The 17,106-nt window shown below is 67.9% G+C and carries 16 protein-coding genes and 1 pseudogene; 6 read left to right on the forward strand and 11 right to left on the reverse strand.

Translation table 11 applies throughout. The features are described from left to right. Positions 1-17: 17 nt before the first annotated feature. The 4 genes from infB to typA are packed head-to-tail and all read left to right on the forward strand — an operon-like array spanning position 18 to position 5,944. Positions 18-2,906 (forward strand): translation initiation factor IF-2, encoded by a 2,889-nt coding sequence (gene infB, locus ACTPOE_RS00595; RefSeq protein ID WP_458870213.1) that lies wholly within the window; start codon positions 18-20, stop codon positions 2,904-2,906. Between the two features lie 16 nt (positions 2,907-2,922). Then, positions 2,923-3,333 (forward strand): 30S ribosome-binding factor RbfA, encoded by a 411-nt coding sequence (rbfA, locus tag ACTPOE_RS00600; protein WP_458870215.1) that lies wholly within the window; start codon positions 2,923-2,925, stop codon positions 3,331-3,333. A 35-nt stretch (positions 3,334-3,368) separates the two neighbouring features. Beyond that, positions 3,369-4,127, forward strand: coding sequence for a tRNA pseudouridine(55) synthase TruB (gene truB, locus ACTPOE_RS00605; RefSeq protein ID WP_458870217.1), 759 nt, complete (start codon positions 3,369-3,371; stop codon positions 4,125-4,127). After that, positions 4,124-5,944 carry a translational GTPase TypA gene (gene typA, locus ACTPOE_RS00610; RefSeq protein ID WP_458870219.1) on the forward strand — a complete coding sequence of 607 codons (1,821 nt, stop codon included), beginning with the start codon at positions 4,124-4,126 and terminating at the stop codon, positions 5,942-5,944. Before truB ends, typA begins: the two co-directional genes overlap by 4 nt. Before the next feature lie 139 nt (positions 5,945-6,083). Here typA and ACTPOE_RS00615 read toward each other — a convergent pair whose 3' ends face one another. Together ACTPOE_RS00615 and ACTPOE_RS00620 are read right to left on the reverse strand one after the other, a co-directional pair. After that, entirely contained in the window at positions 6,084-6,995 is a 912-nt protein-coding gene (locus ACTPOE_RS00615; RefSeq protein WP_458870221.1) for a DMT family transporter, read from the reverse strand. Positions 6,996-7,135: 140 nt separating this feature from the next. Beyond that, positions 7,136-7,810 carry a helix-turn-helix domain-containing protein gene (locus ACTPOE_RS00620; RefSeq protein ID WP_458870223.1) on the reverse strand — a complete coding sequence of 225 codons (675 nt, stop codon included), beginning with the start codon at positions 7,808-7,810 and terminating at the stop codon, positions 7,136-7,138. A 115-nt stretch (positions 7,811-7,925) separates the two neighbouring features. Here ACTPOE_RS00620 and ACTPOE_RS00625 point away from each other — a divergent pair. Together ACTPOE_RS00625 and ACTPOE_RS00630 are read left to right on the forward strand one after the other, a co-directional pair. Then, positions 7,926-8,549 (forward strand): annotated as a pseudogene (locus ACTPOE_RS00625) (YqiA/YcfP family alpha/beta fold hydrolase); the annotation flags it as partial. 93 nt (positions 8,550-8,642) lie between these two features. Beyond that, complete coding sequence (locus tag ACTPOE_RS00630; protein ID WP_458872712.1) at positions 8,643-8,975, forward strand: GNAT family N-acetyltransferase; 333 nt, start codon at positions 8,643-8,645, stop codon at positions 8,973-8,975. A gap of 52 nt (positions 8,976-9,027) precedes the next feature. Here the strand turns inward: ACTPOE_RS00630 and ACTPOE_RS00635 are convergent, their stop codons facing one another. From ACTPOE_RS00635 to ACTPOE_RS00675, 9 genes are all read right to left on the reverse strand, one after another. Next, positions 9,028-9,708, reverse strand: a complete 681-nt coding sequence (locus tag ACTPOE_RS00635; protein ID WP_458870225.1) for an SHOCT domain-containing protein — start codon at positions 9,706-9,708, stop codon at positions 9,028-9,030. Then, the gene (locus tag ACTPOE_RS00640; protein ID WP_458870227.1) at positions 9,705-10,733 is read right to left on the reverse strand and encodes an RCC1 domain-containing protein; all 1,029 of its coding nucleotides are present in this window, start codon (positions 10,731-10,733) and stop codon (positions 9,705-9,707) included. Before ACTPOE_RS00640 ends, ACTPOE_RS00635 begins: the two co-directional genes overlap by 4 nt. A 167-nt stretch (positions 10,734-10,900) precedes the next feature. Further along, complete coding sequence (locus ACTPOE_RS00645) at positions 10,901-11,923, reverse strand: DUF4424 family protein (RefSeq protein ID WP_458870229.1); 1,023 nt, start codon at positions 11,921-11,923, stop codon at positions 10,901-10,903. Next, positions 11,920-13,224 carry a lysozyme inhibitor LprI family protein gene (locus tag ACTPOE_RS00650; protein WP_458870231.1) on the reverse strand — a complete coding sequence of 435 codons (1,305 nt, stop codon included), beginning with the start codon at positions 13,222-13,224 and terminating at the stop codon, positions 11,920-11,922. The genes ACTPOE_RS00645 and ACTPOE_RS00650 overlap by 4 nt, the downstream gene beginning before the upstream one ends. A 22-nt stretch (positions 13,225-13,246) precedes the next feature. After that, positions 13,247-13,795 (reverse strand): hypothetical protein, encoded by a 549-nt coding sequence (locus ACTPOE_RS00655; protein WP_458870233.1) that lies wholly within the window; start codon positions 13,793-13,795, stop codon positions 13,247-13,249. Positions 13,796-13,887: 92 nt separating this feature from the next. Continuing rightward, positions 13,888-14,793, reverse strand: coding sequence for a hypothetical protein (locus ACTPOE_RS00660; protein WP_458870235.1), 906 nt, complete (start codon positions 14,791-14,793; stop codon positions 13,888-13,890). A 139-nt stretch (positions 14,794-14,932) separates the two neighbouring features. Beyond that, on the reverse strand, positions 14,933-15,700 hold the full coding sequence (locus tag ACTPOE_RS00665; RefSeq protein ID WP_458870237.1) for an ABC transporter ATP-binding protein: 768 nt from the start codon (positions 15,698-15,700) through the stop codon (positions 14,933-14,935). 6 nt (positions 15,701-15,706) lie between these two features. Beyond that, positions 15,707-16,417, reverse strand: a complete 711-nt coding sequence (gene hisM, locus ACTPOE_RS00670; RefSeq protein ID WP_458870239.1) for a histidine ABC transporter permease HisM — start codon at positions 16,415-16,417, stop codon at positions 15,707-15,709. Continuing rightward, positions 16,414-17,103 (reverse strand): ABC transporter permease, encoded by a 690-nt coding sequence (locus ACTPOE_RS00675; protein ID WP_458870241.1) that lies wholly within the window; start codon positions 17,101-17,103, stop codon positions 16,414-16,416. Before ACTPOE_RS00675 ends, hisM begins: the two co-directional genes overlap by 4 nt. Positions 17,104-17,106: the final 3 nt, after the last annotated feature.

Genomic DNA, 17,106 nt, shown 5'->3' on the forward strand with positions numbered 1-17,106 from the left:
GTCAAAGAGAGAGTCGAATGCCGAGTAACACCGTCGCCCAATTCGCCGAAGAACTGAATATGCCCGCCAACGTCCTGCTGGATCATTTCCGCTCGGCCGGCGTCGAGCTGGATTCGGTGAACGCCGACGTGACCGAAGCAGACAAGAGCGCTTTGCTCGAGTCCCTGCGGCGTTCGCACGGCTCCGACACGGGCAAGAAGGTCGTGCTGACGCGCCGCAAGACGTCGGAAATCCATCAGGCCGACAGCTCCGGCCGTTCGCGCACGATCCAGGTCGAGGTGCGCAAGAAGCGCGTGCTGGTCAAGCGCGACCGCCCCGAGCTGGTCGAGGCCGCCCGCGCCGAAGCCGCCGCCCAGGCCGCTCCGGCGGTCGCCGAACCGCCCGCGCCCCAGCCCGAGCCCGTCCAGGCGCCGTCGGCCCCGGTCGCGGCCGAGCCGGCCGCCGAGACCCGTCCCGCCGCGGCCACGCGCGCTGACGCCGCTGCGCCCGAGACGGCGCCGGCCGCGTCCCAGTCCCCGGCAGCCGAGGCGGCGGCCGCGGCGGGCGAGGCCCCCGCGCAGAAAGAACCCGCCGAGGCCGCCGCCTCGGCCGAAACCAAGCAGGACACCGTGAGCGAAACTCCTGTCGCCGAGCCCGTGACCGAGGCGCCCGCCGCTTCGGAACCGGCCCAGGCCGCCGAACCGGCGCCGCGCGCCGAACCCGCGTCCGCGTCCTCCGCGCCGGTGTCCGCGCCCCAGGCCACGCCGGGCAAGGCCCGCCGCGCCCCGGCCGATGCCGACCGCGAACGCGCCCGCCGCGCCGCCGAGGCCGAAGCCGCCGCTCTGCGCGAAATGATGCGCCAGCCGCGCAAGGTCCTGCGCGCGCCCGAACCCGAGGAAACCCCCACCACCGGCACGCTGCACAAGCCCGCCGGCACCAAGACGACCGTCAAGAAGGAATCCGAGGGCAAGAAGGTCATCAAGACGGCCGACGTGTCCTCGAGCTGGTCCAACGATGGTCGCAAGAAGCCTTCCAAGGCCGAGACCCTGTCGCCCGGCGCCGGGCGCGACGCCTGGCGCGCGGGCGGCAAGGCCGGCGGCCGGGGCGGCAAGGGCGGGCGCGGCAAGGGCCGCCGCCAGGCCGAGCACCAGGAACCGATGCAGGCTGAATTCATCGCGCGTGAAATCCACGTGCCGGAAACGATTTCCGTCGCCGATCTGGCCCACAAGATGTCCGTGAAGGCGGCCGAGGTCATCAAACACTTGATGAAGCTCGGCCAGATGGTCACCATCAACCAGATCCTGGACCAGGAAACCGCCATGATCGTGGTCGAGGAGCTGGGCCACACCGCCATCGCCGCGAAGCTGGACGATCCGGAAGCCTTCCTGGCCGACACCGAGACCTCCGACGAAGCCGAGGCCTTGCCGCGCGCGCCGGTCGTCACCGTCATGGGCCACGTCGACCACGGCAAGACCTCGCTGCTGGACTACATCCGCCGCACCAAGGTCGCCACGGGCGAGGCCGGCGGGATCACCCAGCACATCGGCGCCTACAGCGTCAAGACCGATCGCGGCGTGGTGGCCTTCCTGGACACCCCGGGCCACGAGGCCTTCACGGCCATGCGCGCCCGCGGCGCCCAGGCCACCGACATCGTCATCCTGGTGGTGGCGGCCGACGACGGCGTCATGCCTCAGACCAAGGAAGCCATCCACCACGCCCGCGCGGCCAACGTGCCCCTGGTGGTGGCGATCAACAAGATCGACAAGCCGGAAGCCAATCCCGATCGCGTCAAGCAGGAACTGGTGGCCGAGGAAGTCGTGCCGGAAGAGTACGGCGGCGACGTGCCCTTCATCGCCGTGTCCGCCAAGACCGGCCAGGGCATCGACGAACTGCTGGAAAACGTTCTGCTGCAGGCCGAGATCCTGGAGCTCAAGGCGCCCGTCGACGCGCCGGCCAAGGGTATCGTCATCGAGGCCCGGCTGGACAAGGGTCGCGGCCCCGTGGCGACGATCCTGGTCCAGAGCGGCACCCTGCATCGCGGCGACGCCGTGCTGGCGGGCGTGGCGTTCGGCAAGGTGCGCGCCATGCTGAACGACACCGGCAAGCCCACCGCCGAAGCCGGCCCCTCGACCCCGGTCGAGATCCAGGGCCTGGCCGAAGTCCCGGCCGCCGGCGACGAGGTCCTGGTCCTGAACGACGAGCGCAAGGCCCGCGAGATCGCCCTGTTCCGCCAGGGCAAGTTCCGCGACGTCAAGCTCGCCCGCCAGCAGGCGGCCAAGCTGGAATCCATGTTCGACAACCTGGGCGAGGGCGTGCGCACGCTGCCGCTGATCGTCAAGACCGACGTCCAGGGGTCCCAGGAAGCCCTGGTGCAGTCGCTGCTCAAGCTGTCCACCGACGAAGTCCGGGTGCAGGTCGTGCACGCGGCCGTGGGCGGCATCTCCGAGAGCGACGTCAACCTGGCGATCGCCTCGGGCGCCGTGGTGATCGGCTTCAACGTGCGGGCCGACGCTCCGGCCAAGAAGCTGGCCGAGACCAACGACATCGATCTGCGCTACTACAACATCATCTACGACGCGATCGACGACGTGCGCAACGCCATGTCGGGCATGCTGGCGCCGGAGAAGCGCGAGGAAGTCATCGGCCTGGTCGAGATCCGCGAGATCTTCACCGTGTCCAAGGTCGGCAACATCGCCGGCTGCATGGTGCTCGAAGGCGTGGTGCGCCGCGATTCCCAGATCCGTCTGCTGCGCAACCATGTGGTGCACTGGACCGGCTCTCTGGATTCCCTGCGCCGCTTCAAGGACGACGTCAAGGAAGTCAAGTCCGGCTTCGATTGCGGGATCACGCTCAAGGGCAACAACGACATCCAGGTCGGCGATCAGCTCGAAGTCTTCGAAATCAAGGAAGTCGCCCGCACGCTCTGATCGTGCGGCATGAATCATGGGTCGTCATAAATCCAAGCCGAATCCCGGACGCAACATGCGCCTGGCCGACCAGATCCAGAAGGATCTGGCGGCCCTGGTGCAGCGTGAGCTCGATGTCGCGCGCGCCGGTCTGATTACGCTCACGGGCGTCGATCTGTCGGCCGACTACGCCCATGCCAAGGTCTATTTCACGGTGCTGGGCGCCGAGCCCGAAGCCGCCGCCCAGGCCCTGAACGACAAGGCGGGCTGGCTGCATTCGCAGTTGTTCCGCATGCTGCACATCCATACGGTGCCCTCCCTGCGCTTCGTGCACGACGTGCAGCTGGCGCGCGGCATCGAACTCACGCAACTGATCGATCGGGCCAACCGTCCCCAGGCGGGCGCTTCGGACATTCCCGAACTCGAAGACCCGGACGGCCAGCCCTGACAGGGCGGTCGTCACTCATCTGGACGGATTGAACGATGGCTTCCCGACGCGGGCAGATGCTCGACGGAGTCCTGTTGCTGGACAAACCGGAGGGCCTGTCGAGCAACCATGCGCTGCAGCGCGCCAAACGCACGGTGGACGCCCGCAAGGCGGGCCACACCGGCACGCTGGACCCGTTCGCCACGGGCCTGCTGATCGGCTGCTTCGGTCGGGCGACGAAGATTTCCGCCGCCATGCTGGAGGCCGACAAAGTCTACGAGGCGACCCTGGCTTTCGGCGAGGAGACAGACAGCGGCGACCTGACGGGCCATGTCACGGCGTGCGCACCGGATGATTTCGCCGGTGTCGGGGCCCCGGAACTGGAGGCCGCGCTGGCCGCGTTCCGGGGCGAGATCGAGCAGATCCCGCCCATGGTGTCGGCGCTCAAGCGCGACGGCAAGCCGCTGTACGAATACGCCCGCCAGGGCATCGAGCTGGAGCGTCCGCCGCGCCGGATCGTGATCCACGCGCTGGACCTGCTGGCCTGCGACGGCCGCAGCGCCCGGATCCGGGTGCATTGCAGCAAGGGCACCTACGTGCGCACCCTGGCTCAGGACATCGGCCGCCGCCTGGGCTGCCTGGCGCATCTGTCGGCCCTGCGGCGTACCGCCGCCGGGCCGTTCTCGATCGAGCGGGCCGTGGGGCTGGAAGCCCTGCAGGCCATGGAAGCGCCGGCGACGGCGCTGATCCCTTTACACGCCTTGCCGGACGGCCTGCGCCCGGCAAGTGCTTCCACCGAGGAAAACATTCTATGAAACGAGCTTTGCGCAACGTGGCCATCATCGCCCACGTGGACCATGGCAAGACCACTCTCGTCGATCAGCTGCTGCGGCAGTCCGGCACCTTCCGCGACAACCAGCAGGTGTCCGAGCGGGTCATGGATTCGGGCGACATCGAGCGCGAGCGTGGCATCACGATCCTGGCCAAGAACTGCGCCGTCGAATACGAAGGCACGCACATCAACATCATCGACACCCCGGGCCACGCCGACTTTGGCGGCGAGGTCGAGCGCGTGCTGTCCATGGTGGACGGCGTGCTGCTGCTGGTCGATGCCGTCGAAGGCCCGATGCCGCAGACCCGCTTCGTTACGCGCAAGGCGCTGGCGCTGGGTCTGAAGCCCATCGTGGTGGTCAACAAGGTCGACCGCCCGGGCGCGCGCCCGGACTTCGTGGTCAACGCCACCTTCGACCTGTTCGACAAGCTGGGCGCGACCGAGGAACAACTGGATTTCCCGGTGATCTACGCCTCGGGCCTGTCGGGCTACGCCGGACTGACCGACGATGTGCGTTCCGGCACCATGCGGCCCCTGTTCGACGCCATCCTGCAATACGTGCCGCAGCGCGACGACGATGCCGAAGGCCCTTTGCAACTGCAGATCATTTCCCTGGATTACAGCAGCTACGTCGGCAAGATCGGCGTGGGCCGCATCAACCGGGGCCGCATCCGCGCCGGACAGGACGTGGCGGTGAAGTTCGGTCCCGACGGCGAATCCTTCAAGGGGCGCGTCAACCAGGTGCTCAAGTTCAAGGGCCTGGAGCGCGAACTGGTGAGCGAGGCCGAAGCCGGCGACATCGTGCTGATCAACGGCATCGAGGACATCGGCATCGGCTGCACGCTGATGGATCCGGCCGTGCCCGAGGCGCTGCCGATGCTGCGCATCGACGAGCCCACGCTGACCATGAACTTCATGGTGAACACCTCGCCCCTGGCCGGGCGAGAAGGCAAGTTCGTCACCAGCCGCCAGTTGCGCGACCGCCTGGACCGCGAACTGAAGTCCAATGTCGCCCTGCGCGTGAACGATACCGACGACGATACCGTGTTCGAGGTCTGCGGCCGGGGCGAACTGCACCTGACCATCCTGCTGGAGAACATGCGCCGCGAAGGCTACGAGCTGGCGGTGTCGCGTCCGCGCGTGATGTTCAAGGACATCGACGGCGTGAAGTGCGAACCCTACGAGCTGCTGACCGTGGACGTGGAAGACTCGCACCAGGGCGGCGTGATGGAGGAACTGGGCCGGCGCAAGGGCGACCTGCAGGACATGCAGCCCGACGGGCGAGGCCGCACCCGCCTGGAATACCGTATCCCGGCGCGCGGCCTGATCGGCTTCCAGAGCGAATTCCTGACCCTGACGCGCGGCACCGGCCTGATGAGCCACATTTTCGACGATTACGCGCCGGTGCGCGAGGGCGGGGTGGGTGAGCGCCGTAATGGCGTGCTGATCAGCCAGGACGACGGCACCGCCGTCGCCTACGCCCTGTGGAAGCTGCAGGAACGCGGCCGCATGTTCGTGTCGCCCCAGGACCCGGTTTATGAGGGGATGGTCATCGGCATCCATTCACGCGACAACGATCTGGTGGTCAATCCGATCAAGGAAAAGAAGCTGACCAACGTGCGCGCCTCCGGCAAGGACGAGCACATCGATCTGGTGCCGCCCATCGCCTTGAACCTGGAATACGCCGTCGAATTCATCGCCGACGACGAACTGGTCGAGGTCACGCCCAAGTCGATCCGTCTGCGCAAGCGCTATCTGCAGGAGCACGAGCGTCGCCGCAGCCTGCGCGAATCGGCCTGATTCCAGGGCGATCAAGCCAGCGAAGACCCCGCCACGTGGCGGGGATGAGACTGGATGCGGAAAAGTCCCTTGTATCTGCGGACTATTCCGTGCCTGTCGAATCCAAGCCGCTTGCAAGCGGCGAGGTGGGAGGTTCGGTTTACCGGGTCTCGGCCCGGATCACGATGGCCAGCCCGGCCAGCAGCGCGGCCAGGCCAATGTAGGCCAGCACGCCTGGCCGCTCGCCCACCACCAGCAGAGCCAGCAGGAAGGCGGTGACGGGTTCCATCAGCGCCAGTGACACGCCGGTGGCGGCGCTGATGCCGCGCAGGCCCGTGCTGAACAGCAAGTAGGCGATCCCCGTCGAGGCGATTCCCAGAAAGCTCACCACCAGCCAGCCTGTGGTCGTGATCTGCAAGGGGCCGGCCCAGAATGCGGCGGCCGGCAGGGCCAGCAGCGCGCCCACCGTGAACACGGCCAGTGTGCCGACGGCCGGCGCCGAGTGCTGCACCAGTTGCTTGTTCAGCAGGGTATAGACCGCATAGGTCAGGCCCGAGGTGAGGCACAGGGCGATACCCAGGAGATCGGCCTGCAGCGCGTCGCCGCGCCCAAACACCAGCAGGACGCCACCGCCTACGGCCAGCAGCGTGCCGGCCCACCAGCCCACGCCGGGCCGCGCGCCGCCGATCAGTTGCAGCAGCCCGGCCCAGATCGGGCCGCTGCCGATGGTCAGCGCCGTGCCCACCGCTACCCCCGTGGCCTTCACGCCCGCGAAGAACGTCAGGTTGTAGGTCGCCACGCAGGCCCCGGCCCAGACCGCATGGCGCCAGTTCAGGGCGGCGAGCTGGCGGCCCAGATGGGGCAGCCCGTTGGTCGAGCCGGCGTAGACCAGGAAGAAGAGGGCCGCCACCCCCAGGCGCAGGGCACCCACCCAGTAGGGCGACAGGGCGCCGTCGGAAAAGCTCTGGGCTGTGCCCGTGGTGCCCCACAGCATGCCGGCGCACAGCACCAGCAGGATGCCGCGCAGGGGCTGGATGGCGGTCGTCGCGGAAGGATTCGGTATCGTGCTCATGGCTGCCATGATGGCAGCGCGGGCGGCGGGCGTCTGTCGAGAAACGCTCGTGGTGCGAGGCGGGAGGGTCCTGTCCGGATGGGACGGCGCCCCGGATGCCTGCCGATTGGCGGCCGCGTCGGGGCGGTGACCGGGGTTGTTCAGGTGCCGGGCCGGCGCAGCGCGCGGGCGCCGACGCCCCGGTCGCGCCGCAACGCATAGGCCAGGGCGCTGCCGGACCGGTAGCCGACCCGGGCGGCGGCGACCTCCAGTGTCACGCCCCGCGCCAGCATCCGGCCGGCGGATTCCAGCCGCAGAGCGCGCAGATGGTCGCCCGGCGTGTGGCCGGTCAGTTCCAGCAGGCGGGCGTGAAAGCGCTGCGGGCTGAGGTTGAACAGCCGCGCCATGCGGGCCGTCGGCCAGGATTCGTGCAGCGCGCCGGCGAGGGCGGCGTCCAGGCGCGCCAGGTCCAGGCTCCGGCGCGAGGACAGGATCGTGGGCAGGCCCAGCAGCAGGGACAGCTGCCGCCCGGCGTCGCCCAAAGTGTCCAGCGCATGGCAGGCGGGGGTCAGGGCGAAGCGCCGCAGCCGTTCCAGGCCGGCCGCTTCGGGCGCGTCGATCACCAGGATGCGGGTGCCGGGCCGCGCGCAATAGGCATGCCGCGCGCCCGCCGGGATCAGCATGCCGCAGGACGGGTCCGTGAACGCGGCATGTCCGTCGACGTCCAGTTCCATGCGCCCGGCCAGCGGCGCCATGATCTGGGCATGATCATGGACGTGAACGTGGGCCTGGCCGTCGTAGTGGCGCAGCGTGCTGACCGGTTCGAGGAGCGGCATGGGGAAGGGTGGCAATGCGGGGGAACTGGATTGAAGAATCTTACTGCTTAAAATGAAGGACCGGCTCCGACGCGCGCCGCCGGGCGCCCGGAACGCCGCGTCCGGTCTGCCCGCCATGATCCTCTACCTGCACGGATTCCGATCTTCCCCCGATTCTCTCAAGGCCCGCCTGATGGCCCGGGCCATGGCCGAGCGTGGCCTGGCGGCCGACTGGCATTGTCCGCAACTGCCCGCCAGCCCCGCCGCGGCGCTGAGCCTGTCGCTGGAATGGGTGCGGGACCGTCTGGGGATCGAGGCCGCCGGCATGCGTCAGGGCGGCCTGGTGCCGGGAATCGCCGATGCGGCGGCCCGCCTGACCGTCATCGGCTCGTCCCTGGGCGGCTTCTACGCCACCTGGCTGGCCGAACGCCTGGGCTGCCGCGCCGTGCTGCTCAATCCCGTCGTCCATGCGGCGCGCGCCCTGGCGACCCAGGTCGGCTCGCACCGCACCTTCCACGGTGACGAACCCTTCGAATTCCTGCCTGGATATGTGGACGAACTGGCGCGGGCCGAGGCCGACATTCCGGTCCTGACGCGTCCGGAGCGGTATTTCCTGCTGGCCGCCACCGGCGACGAAGTCCTGGACTGGCGCGAGATGCGGGCCCGCTTCGCGGGCAGCCGCCAGCGCATCATCGAAGGCAGCGATCACGGCATCTCGGATTTCGCCGACTGGCTGCCCGAGGTGCTGGAATTCGCTTTGGAGGGCGACCGCCGTGTCGTCACCGGCGGTTGGGCCGATCTGGGCGCCGAAGCCAGCCGCATCCGCCTGGAAGTCTTCGTTGAGGAACAGCGGGTGCCGCTGGAAGAGGAGCTGGATGCCCGCGACGCGCAGTGCCTGCACGCCATCGCCTATGACGCCGACGGGCGGGCCATGGGCACCGGCCGCCTGCTGCCAGACGGCCACATCGGCCGCATGGCCGTGCGCAAGCCCTGGCGCGGCCAGGGCGTCGGTTCGTTCCTGCTGACCGCGCTGATGGACGCTGCCCGCCGCCGGGGCGACGCGGAGGTCGTGCTGGACGCCCAACTGCACGCCCGGCCCTTTTACGCCCGCCACGGCTTCGTGGAGGAGGGCGAGACTTTCATGGACGCGGGGATCCCGCATCGGGTGATGCGCTTGCGGTTCTGAGAGGGAAGCAAGCGGATTGACCGGCCTCGGTGGTCCGTCCGTTCGAGCTCCCTCACAACTCTTTCAGGATCTCCATCTGCCGCGCCTGGTAGGCGCTGTCGTCGATCACCCCGGACTCGTGCAGTCTTTTCAATTCCTGCAGGCGGGATTCCAGGCTGTCCGTCCGGCGGGATGGAGTCCCGGCGGCGTGAGCAGAAAGCGGAGTGCCCGTGGACGGCTGCGCAGCGGCGGCGCCGGACGGCATGCCTTTCGGGCTGAGATTCTTTGGCTTCAAGACCAGAATCCGCAGGCCGAAACGGCCGGCCCACATCGTCACGGTCATCAGCAGGGCGCTGTAGATCAGGCCCGCGTACAGCAGGGTCAGAAAGGTCACGATCTCCTTGCGACCGTCGGGCCGCAGACAGGAGTATTCGCGGACGACGCCGTACTGCCCGGGTTTGTAGGAATAGCCCTGGGAAAACAAGTCGAACCGGCCTGGAGCGGGGCAGGACAGAGGAGCGCCGATCATCGTCAGCGTGGGAAACATGGATCCAATGCCGATGCTCAGGAACACGATGCCGATGAAGCACCAGCCGAGCGCCACCGTGATCAGTCCGAGCAGGATGCGGCGCAGCGCCGGGGCGCGTTCTCCGGCGGGTTGTTCGCTGATGTGCAGCATGATCCTCAGGGCGAAGAACGCCCAGGAACCCAGCAGGAACCAGGCGATCCAGCGCAACAGAATGTCCAGCGTCATGGCGTTTCCGGCAGCGTCAATAGCTGGAACGAGGCAATGCTCTGCGTGCCCGGACCCTGGCCGATCTGCCCCGAGCCATTGCTGCCCGTGACCCAGACGGAACCGTCGGTGCGCAGCGCCAGGGTGTGATAGCCGCCGGCGGCGATGGCCGTCACGTCCTCCAGCACTCGCGTCGGTAGGCGCAGGGTGTCGTTGCCGCCGCTGCCCAGTTGGCCGCTGTCGTTGTAGCCGAACGCCCACAGCGCCCCGGCCGTGTCCAGGGCCAGGGAATGGGCGCTACCGGCGGCGATGGCGCGAACGCCGTTGCGCAGCATGAAGGGGGTCTTGCGATTGGTGTTGCCGCCGTCGCCCAGTTGGCCGCCGCCGTCGAAGCCGACCATCCACAGGCTGCCGTCGGTCTTGAGCATCATGCTGTAGCCGTTGCCGGCGGCCATGGCCTGCACTGATTCCAGGACGCGGATCGGCTGCGTGTGATTGGCGGTGCCGCCGTCGCCGAGCTGGCTGTTGCTGTTGTGGCCGACGCCCCACAGGGTGCCGTCGTCCGCGAGGATCAGACTGTGGTCCTTGCCGGCGGCGATGGTGCGCACGCCGTCCATGATCTTGACCGGCGCGCGGCGCGGGTCGGTGTCGCCCGTGCCCAGTTGGCCGTAGGTGTTCAGGCCGAAACTCCAGAGGCTGCCGTCGGTTTTCAGCGCCAGGCTGTGGGCGCCGCCTGCCGCTATGGCGCCAACGCTGTCCATGACGTGCACGGGGGTGTGCGCGTCGTTGGCGCTGCCGTCGCCCAGTTGTCCGGATTCGTTGTCGCCGCAGGCCCACAGGCTGCCGTCGGTTTTCAGGATCAGGCTGTGCTGGCCGCCCAGCGCGACGCTGCGCACATCGGTCAGGGTCTTGATGGGGGTGCGCCGGGCCGTCGCGTCGCCGTCGCATAACTGGCCGTCGCTGCCGTTGCCCATGGCCCAGAGCTGATGATCTCCGGTGAGCAGCATGCTGTGCATGCCGCCGGCGGCAATGTGGGTGATGGCCATGGCCGGTGTTCCTGTGCTTGAAGCTGCGTTTGCCGCAGCGCTTGCGCCGGCCCCCCAGAGCAGCAGCGGGATGAGCAGGGCCGTGGCGCAGGCGGTTCCGGGCCTCCGGGGGGCGCGCCCGTCGTGCAGCGGATGGTCGTTCGCGTCGTTCATGGGTTCTGCGTCCTTCAGTGGTCGGGCCAGCCATCGGAGCCCATGAAAAACAGGGCGTCGAGGGTGCGGCCGGGCGTGACGTCGCGGGCCTGCCACTCGAAGGTGTGCGGCGAGGTTTTTTTAGAATTGACCGGACAGAATGCAACCAGATTGGCGGGCGCGTACTTGTCGACCTTCAGACGGACCTGCGCGGCGGCGGGCGGGAGCGGGGCGCCCTTGGGGGCCAGGACGTGCATGACGGCGTAAAGCTCGTATCCGGCGCCGGAGTGGGCGAGGCGAAAGAAAGCGCGGCGCCACGCCTCGTCGAGGCAATAGGTCCGGTTCGCCCAGCCGCCAACGGCGATGGGCGGGAAATCGTCGAGATTGATGTCGCTCCAGTAGAACGCGTTCGGGTTGTAGCGGATCTCGACGCGGGTTTCGCCCGGCTCGAACACCTGATCCCAGGTGTAGCGGGCCTGATAGTTCCAGTTGGCGGCATCCAAGATGAGCAGGTCGCGCGCCTTGAGCATGGTCTGGGTGTGCGCCGGCAGGCGTGACCAGGGTGCTTCGCCTTCCAGGTCGTAGAGCAACGGCACGCCCGCGTCCAGCAAGATCCGCGTGACATCCTTGCCGTCCTGGATCGCCCGGCCCTGGCCGCTCAACGCCAGCGGCGCGCCGTTCACCCGCACGGACAGATACATGTAATTGACCGGATTCCGGTCGGCGGCCAGCCCCTCGGCCATGCCGCCGCCGGCAGGCAGGCTGACGGCGTCGGGGGCGGCATCCACAGGCATTGCGGGCAAGTTGAAACGGAACGGCACGGTGTGACGCTGCACGGTCTGGAATACGTAGGTGAGCGTGACGTGGCGCGGGTTCATCTCGATATCTTGCCGGGTGATGCGCACGCCGGCGGGCAGCTTGAAGAGCGGGCCTTCGGCGGCGTTCGAGCGGATCGCGGCATGGACGGGGTCAGCCGTGTCCGCCTCCGAGGGCACGGCCTGGAGGCAGGCCGACAGCAGTGCGATGCCGCAGCCGGCGGCCAGTCGCCGCGGAGTCATGGGCGCGCCTTGGGGGCCGTCAGGTGCGCCAGGCAGATGTGTTCGGGCGCGTCCTCGTCCTGCTGCGTCTGCAATTCGTCGCCGCAGGCGTTGCGTGTGGACCAGACGAGCAGGCGCTGGTCGGCGGAGAGGGCGTAAAGGTGGTCGCCGCGAGAGGTGCCCGCGATGCGCCGTTCGCCGTGCGTCGCCATGTCGAAGGCCACGATCCCCGTGTCGGCGCTATAGATGAGCTGCGCGCGCCGGGCATCGAACAGATAGGCGCCGAGATCCCAGGAGCCCCAGGCCACGCGGTAGACCGGCGATTCCGGACTGCGCTTGCGCATTCTGAGTTCGATCGTCCCGTGACCCAGGTCTTCGGCCCAGGCGAGGAAATCGCGGTTGCCCTGCGGTGTGCCGAGGATATCCTGGCTGCTTTCCGGTATTTCGTCCGGGCTGACGGTATCGGGCGGGGGCGCGTCGAGCAAGGCCTGGATGTCGCGAGGCACTGTGCCGAGCGGATGGCTGCCGTCCAGGGTGGCGGCCAGGACGACGGTCGGACTTTTTTCGGGATCGCCGTCGCCGCTGGCGCCCCAGAGCGCGATGCGGACGTACAGGGTGCTTTTTTGCCAGGCCAGCGCCTGGATCGCCATCGGTGCGCCGTCAGGGTGAGGCTGCCGCGTGTCGGGCCGGGGGGTGGCTTCGATCAGTTTGCCATCGGCGACCCGGTAGAGCCAGACCTGGTCGGGGAAGTCGATTTCCTGGCTGGGCAGCAGGATCGCCAGCAAGGCGCCGTCGGGCGATACCAGAATGTCGGGAATGCGCAGTCCGGTATCGGTACGGTTTCCCGGACGCGCCGCTTCGATCGGCGTGAGATCGAGGGCGACGATGCGCGTAGGGGTCAGCGGTGCCGCGCCCCGGTCCAGCAAGGTGCCGCGGCGGTCCAGATAGACCGTGTCCAGGCAGTCATAGGCCTGTGTTCCCAGCGGGTTGGACGAGCCGGAGAGTTCCTTGAACGAGCGGTCGGCGATGCAGCGGCGGTCGCGTTCGCGCACCCAGTCGCGCTGGCTGCGCACGAGTTCGTCGCGGGCGGGGCCGGAGACCGCCGCCTTCCTGGCCGCCGCGTAGGCGCGCGACAGGGCCAGATCCTGCCAGCGCAGCACGGCGTGCGCGCAGATGAAGCGGTCGACCGGCCGTTCGGCCTTGGCGCAGTCGAAGCTGGCCGGGATGCTTTGCGCCGCCGCGGGGAGTGTCCCGAGCACGCCAAAGGCAAGCAGGCCGCCGCAGGCCGCCTGGATGAGTCTGGAGAGGACATGTCCGTGCATGGTCGTTGTCTCCGTCGCGGCGCTACTGAGCGGTCCCGGACTGGCCGGATGGCTTGGCCGCGTCGCAGGCGGCCAGCAGCGTGGCCGCCGGTGTGGCCACCCCGGCCAGCGGATAGCGTTCGGTGTGACCCTTGATGATGACGGCCAGATCGCCGGCGGCGCTCAGCATCTGGCGCAGGGTGTCGTTTAGCGGCAGGTCGGCTTTGAAATCCGCACCGCCCGAGTCCTCGTTGGGCAGGCCGGTGGCGGAAAACTCGACGTGTCGGCCGCCGGCCTGCAGGCGGACCGGCAGCGTCTCGCCCGGACGGGCACCGCTGTTTTCATCCTGGAGATACAGCGTCACGATGTTCGTGCCCGGCGCGCACGCGAACATCATGGCCACGTAGTCGCTGTGCGGGATGCCGTAGACGAGGAGTGTCTTCTGATCGTAGTCGTCGCTGTACCAGCGGGGCCGTTCGTCGTCCTGTGCGGCGGCGGGCCATGCCGCCCATGCCAGCGCAATCAGCGGGACGGTCAGAAACACCTGGCGCAGGCAGGCCCGGAAGCGGGCGGCGGATCGTAAGCGGGTCATGGGCGGGCTCGTGAAGGTCGGGGTGGTCAGGGCCGGCACAGGGCCGGGAGGAGCGGGCCGGAGGCACCGGGGTGTGGGATGGGTCGCCGCGCCTATCCGGTCAGCCACTTGACAGGCAGCGTCACACACCTGAACGTCCAGCCGTTCCCGGTGATCAGTTTCAGCAGGGGATCGCGCATTTCCCGGATGTCGAACCCGTAGGTGTAGCTGAGCTTGGCCACGGGCCGGCCGTTCTCGATCTGGATGCCGTAGACGGTTTCCTTGAGGGTCTCGTAGAACGTGATGGCGCCCCATTGCATCTTGAATGACAGGCCGGCGCCGCCCGCGCCGCCCGATGCGCTGAACTGGTAGCTCATCTCGCGCACCCGCGCCGTGTGGTCGGACTCGTCGAGGCGGATCGTCAGCCGGGTGAGTTCCGAGATCTTGTGCGCCCGCAGCAGGTCCAGCCAGGCGGCGTCGGCGTATTTCCAGTCCACGATGATTTCATCCGCGCGCTTTCCAGGGGTGACGGTGAAGGGGAATTCGGCGCCGTCGTTGAGGATCAGCAGGCGCTGCCGCAGATCCTGCGCGCTGATCGCGGTGGAGCCCGGCGCGGGATCGAAGGTCATGGACCAGCTCGCCAGGCGGATGAAGACCAGGGCCATCACCGTGATATAGGGCAGCAGGAACAGCAGGGGCGAGGGCATGCCCGGCGCGTCGAGGTCGTAGGCGTTGAGACTGAAGCTGGTATACGCCCGCGCGTGTAGAAAGACGTTGCCCGGCAGGGTCAGCAGGACGAAGAACGTCAGGAAAAAGACGACGGGCCGCCGGTTTTCGGGCAGCGCGAAGAACAGGAACACCATGGCCAGCACGGCGGCCAGCAGGATGATGCCCAGCACCGCCCCCAGCATGTGATCGTGGATGTCGGTGCGTTTCCAGGCGATGTGGATCAGCGACAGCGCCACGACGGCCGTGATGCCCATGACGATCAGCGCCAGGTCGGTGCCTTTGCCTTCCATGTCGCTCCCTTTTTATTCTTGAGGGTAGTCTATCAAGCGGTACGCGAAAGCGATTCATTCAAATGAATGAATCGCGCGCGGTTTTTGGCTGGGAGGCGGGGAGGGCGGCCAAGGATGCCAGGATGAGGGGCCGGTGGCCTTACTTCAGGTTGCCCGACAGGAACTGCCGCAGCCGGGGGCTTTGCGGGTTGTCGAAGATATCGGCCGGAGGGCCGACTTCTTCCGCCACGCCCTGGTGCAGGAACATGACCTGGGACGCCAGGTTGCGGGCGAAGCCCATTTCGTGGGTGACGACCAGCATGGTGCGGCCTTCCTCGGCCAGTTTCTGCATGACCTTCAGCACTTCGCCCACCAGTTCGGGATCCAGCGCGGAAGTGGGCTCGTCGAACAGCATGACCTCGGGTTCCATGGCCAGGGCGCGGGCGATCGCCACACGCTGCTGCTGGCCGCCCGACAGGGACGATGGGTACTGGGTTTCGAGTCTTGGATCCAGGCCGACCTTGGCCAGGTAATGACGGGCGCGCTCGACGGCTTCGGTCCGGCCCAGCTTCAGCACCTGGATCGGCGCCTCGATCACGTTGCCCAGCACGTTCATGTGCGCCCACAGATTGAAGTGCTGGAATACCATCGCCAGCTTCGAGCGCAGGCGGCGCAACTGGTCCAGGTCGGCGGCGTGGGGCTCGCCGTGCTTGTCGTGGACGATCTTCAGCAGTTCGCCGTTCAGCGCCACCGAGCCCTGGTTGGGTTTTTCCAGGAAATTGATGCAGCGCAGAAAGGTCGATTTGCCCGAGCCGCTGGAACCCAGGATGCAGATCACATCGCCGGCGTTGGCCGTCAGGGAGACGCCCTTGAGGACCTCGTTGTCGCCGTAGCGCTTGTGGATGTTGAGTACTTCGAGTTTGGACATGGGAGGTCAGCGGTGGGAGCCCAGGAAGGCCAGTGTGCGGCGCTCGAACCTGCGGAACAGCCAGATCAGTGTAAACGACAGGCACAGGTAGAGCAGGGCGGCGAGTCCGTAGGAGGCGAAGGTCTGGTAGGTGGCCGAATTGGCGTCGCGGGCGATCTTGAGGATATCGGGCACGGTGGCGGTGAAGGCCAGGGACGTGGCGTGCAGCATCAGGATGACCTCGTTGCTGTAGGCCGGCAGCGCGCGGCGCAGGGCCGAGGGCAGGATCACCCGGCGGTACATCGCGAAGCGCGTCATGCCGTAGGCGCGCGCGGCCTCGATCTCGCCCGCGCTGGTGGCGCGGATGGCGCCGGCGAAGATTTCGGTCGTGTAGGCGACCGTGTTCAGCGTCAGGGCCAGCACCAGGCAGTTGAAGCCGCTCTGGAAGAACGCCGCCAGGGGCGGGGTGCCCTTGACGAAGTCCAGGCTATAGATGCCGGCGTAGATGAACAGGATCTGCACGTACAGCGGCGTGCCCCGGAACACGTACCCGAAGATCCACAGTGGGATCGACAGCCAGCGGCGCGAGGACACCCGGGCCACGGCCAGGAAGATCGAGATGAAGAAGCCCATCGACACCGACAGCACCAGCAGCCACAGGGTGATGGCCATGCCCGACAGGCTGCCGTTGCTGGCGTACAGGTAGGCGCGCCAGAATTGCTCGAGCACGTCGGTCATAGTTGCGCCTCGCGCACGCCCACGCTGTAGCGCCGGTCCAGCCAGTACAGGATGCCATTGGACAGGGTGGTCAGGGCCAGGTAGATCAGGCCGGTCAGGCTGATGAACAGGAACACCCGGAAGGTGACATTGCCGGCGTCCTGAGCGACCTTGACCAGGTCGGTCAGGCCGATCAGGGACACCAGGGCGGTGGATTTCAGCAGGACCTGCCAGTTGTTGCCGATGCCGGGCAGGGCGTGGCGCATCATCTGCGGGAACAGGACGCGGCGGAAGACCTGGAACTCGCGCATGCCGTAGGCCGTGGCGGCTTCCATCTGGCCGTGAGGCACAGCCATGAAGGCGCCTCGGAAGGTCTCGGCGAAGTAGGCGCCGTAGATGAAGCCCAGCGTCAGCACGCCGGCGCCGAAGGGGTCGATGTCGATCGGATCCAGCCCGAGCAGGTCGGTCAGATCGTTCAGGTAGATCTGCATGCTGAAGAAAATCAGCAGCATCAGCACCAGATCCGGGACGCCGCGGATGAGGGTGGTGTAGGCCGTGGCGGTCAGGCGGGCGGCCCACGAGGCCGACAGCTTGGCCCAGGCGCCCAGCAGCCCCAGTCCCACGGCCACGGCCAGGGACAGCAATGCCAGCTTGATGGTGACCCAGGTCCCCGTGAGCAGCAGGGGGCCGTAGCCGTCTAGAAACATGGA

The organism is Castellaniella sp. WN (assembly GCF_054457555.1).

Coding starts and splice junctions, on each gene's coding strand:
- ACTPOE_RS00620 (WP_458870223.1), bottom strand. CDS start 7,810: ATGCCGCTCCTCGAACCGGTCAGCACGCTGCGCCACTACGACGGCCAG.
- ACTPOE_RS00650 (WP_458870231.1), bottom strand. CDS start 13,224: ATGCACGGACATGTCCTCTCCAGACTCATCCAGGCGGCCTGCGGCGGC.
- hisM (WP_458870239.1), bottom strand. CDS start 16,417: ATGACCGACGTGCTCGAGCAATTCTGGCGCGCCTACCTGTACGCCAGC.
- ACTPOE_RS00635 (WP_458870225.1), bottom strand. CDS start 9,708: ATGACGCTGGACATTCTGTTGCGCTGGATCGCCTGGTTCCTGCTGGGT.
- rbfA (WP_458870215.1), top strand. CDS start 2,923: ATGGGTCGTCATAAATCCAAGCCGAATCCCGGACGCAACATGCGCCTG.
- infB (WP_458870213.1), top strand. CDS start 18: ATGCCGAGTAACACCGTCGCCCAATTCGCCGAAGAACTGAATATGCCC.
- ACTPOE_RS00615 (WP_458870221.1), bottom strand. CDS start 6,995: ATGAGCACGATACCGAATCCTTCCGCGACGACCGCCATCCAGCCCCTG.
- typA (WP_458870219.1), top strand. CDS start 4,124: ATGAAACGAGCTTTGCGCAACGTGGCCATCATCGCCCACGTGGACCAT.
- ACTPOE_RS00655 (WP_458870233.1), bottom strand. CDS start 13,795: ATGACCCGCTTACGATCCGCCGCCCGCTTCCGGGCCTGCCTGCGCCAG.
- ACTPOE_RS00665 (WP_458870237.1), bottom strand. CDS start 15,700: ATGTCCAAACTCGAAGTACTCAACATCCACAAGCGCTACGGCGACAAC.
- ACTPOE_RS00660 (WP_458870235.1), bottom strand. CDS start 14,793: ATGGAAGGCAAAGGCACCGACCTGGCGCTGATCGTCATGGGCATCACG.
- ACTPOE_RS00675 (WP_458870241.1), bottom strand. CDS start 17,103: ATGTTTCTAGACGGCTACGGCCCCCTGCTGCTCACGGGGACCTGGGTC.
- ACTPOE_RS00645 (WP_458870229.1), bottom strand. CDS start 11,923: ATGACTCCGCGGCGACTGGCCGCCGGCTGCGGCATCGCACTGCTGTCG.
- ACTPOE_RS00640 (WP_458870227.1), bottom strand. CDS start 10,733: ATGGCCATCACCCACATTGCCGCCGGCGGCATGCACAGCATGCTGCTC.
- truB (WP_458870217.1), top strand. CDS start 3,369: ATGGCTTCCCGACGCGGGCAGATGCTCGACGGAGTCCTGTTGCTGGAC.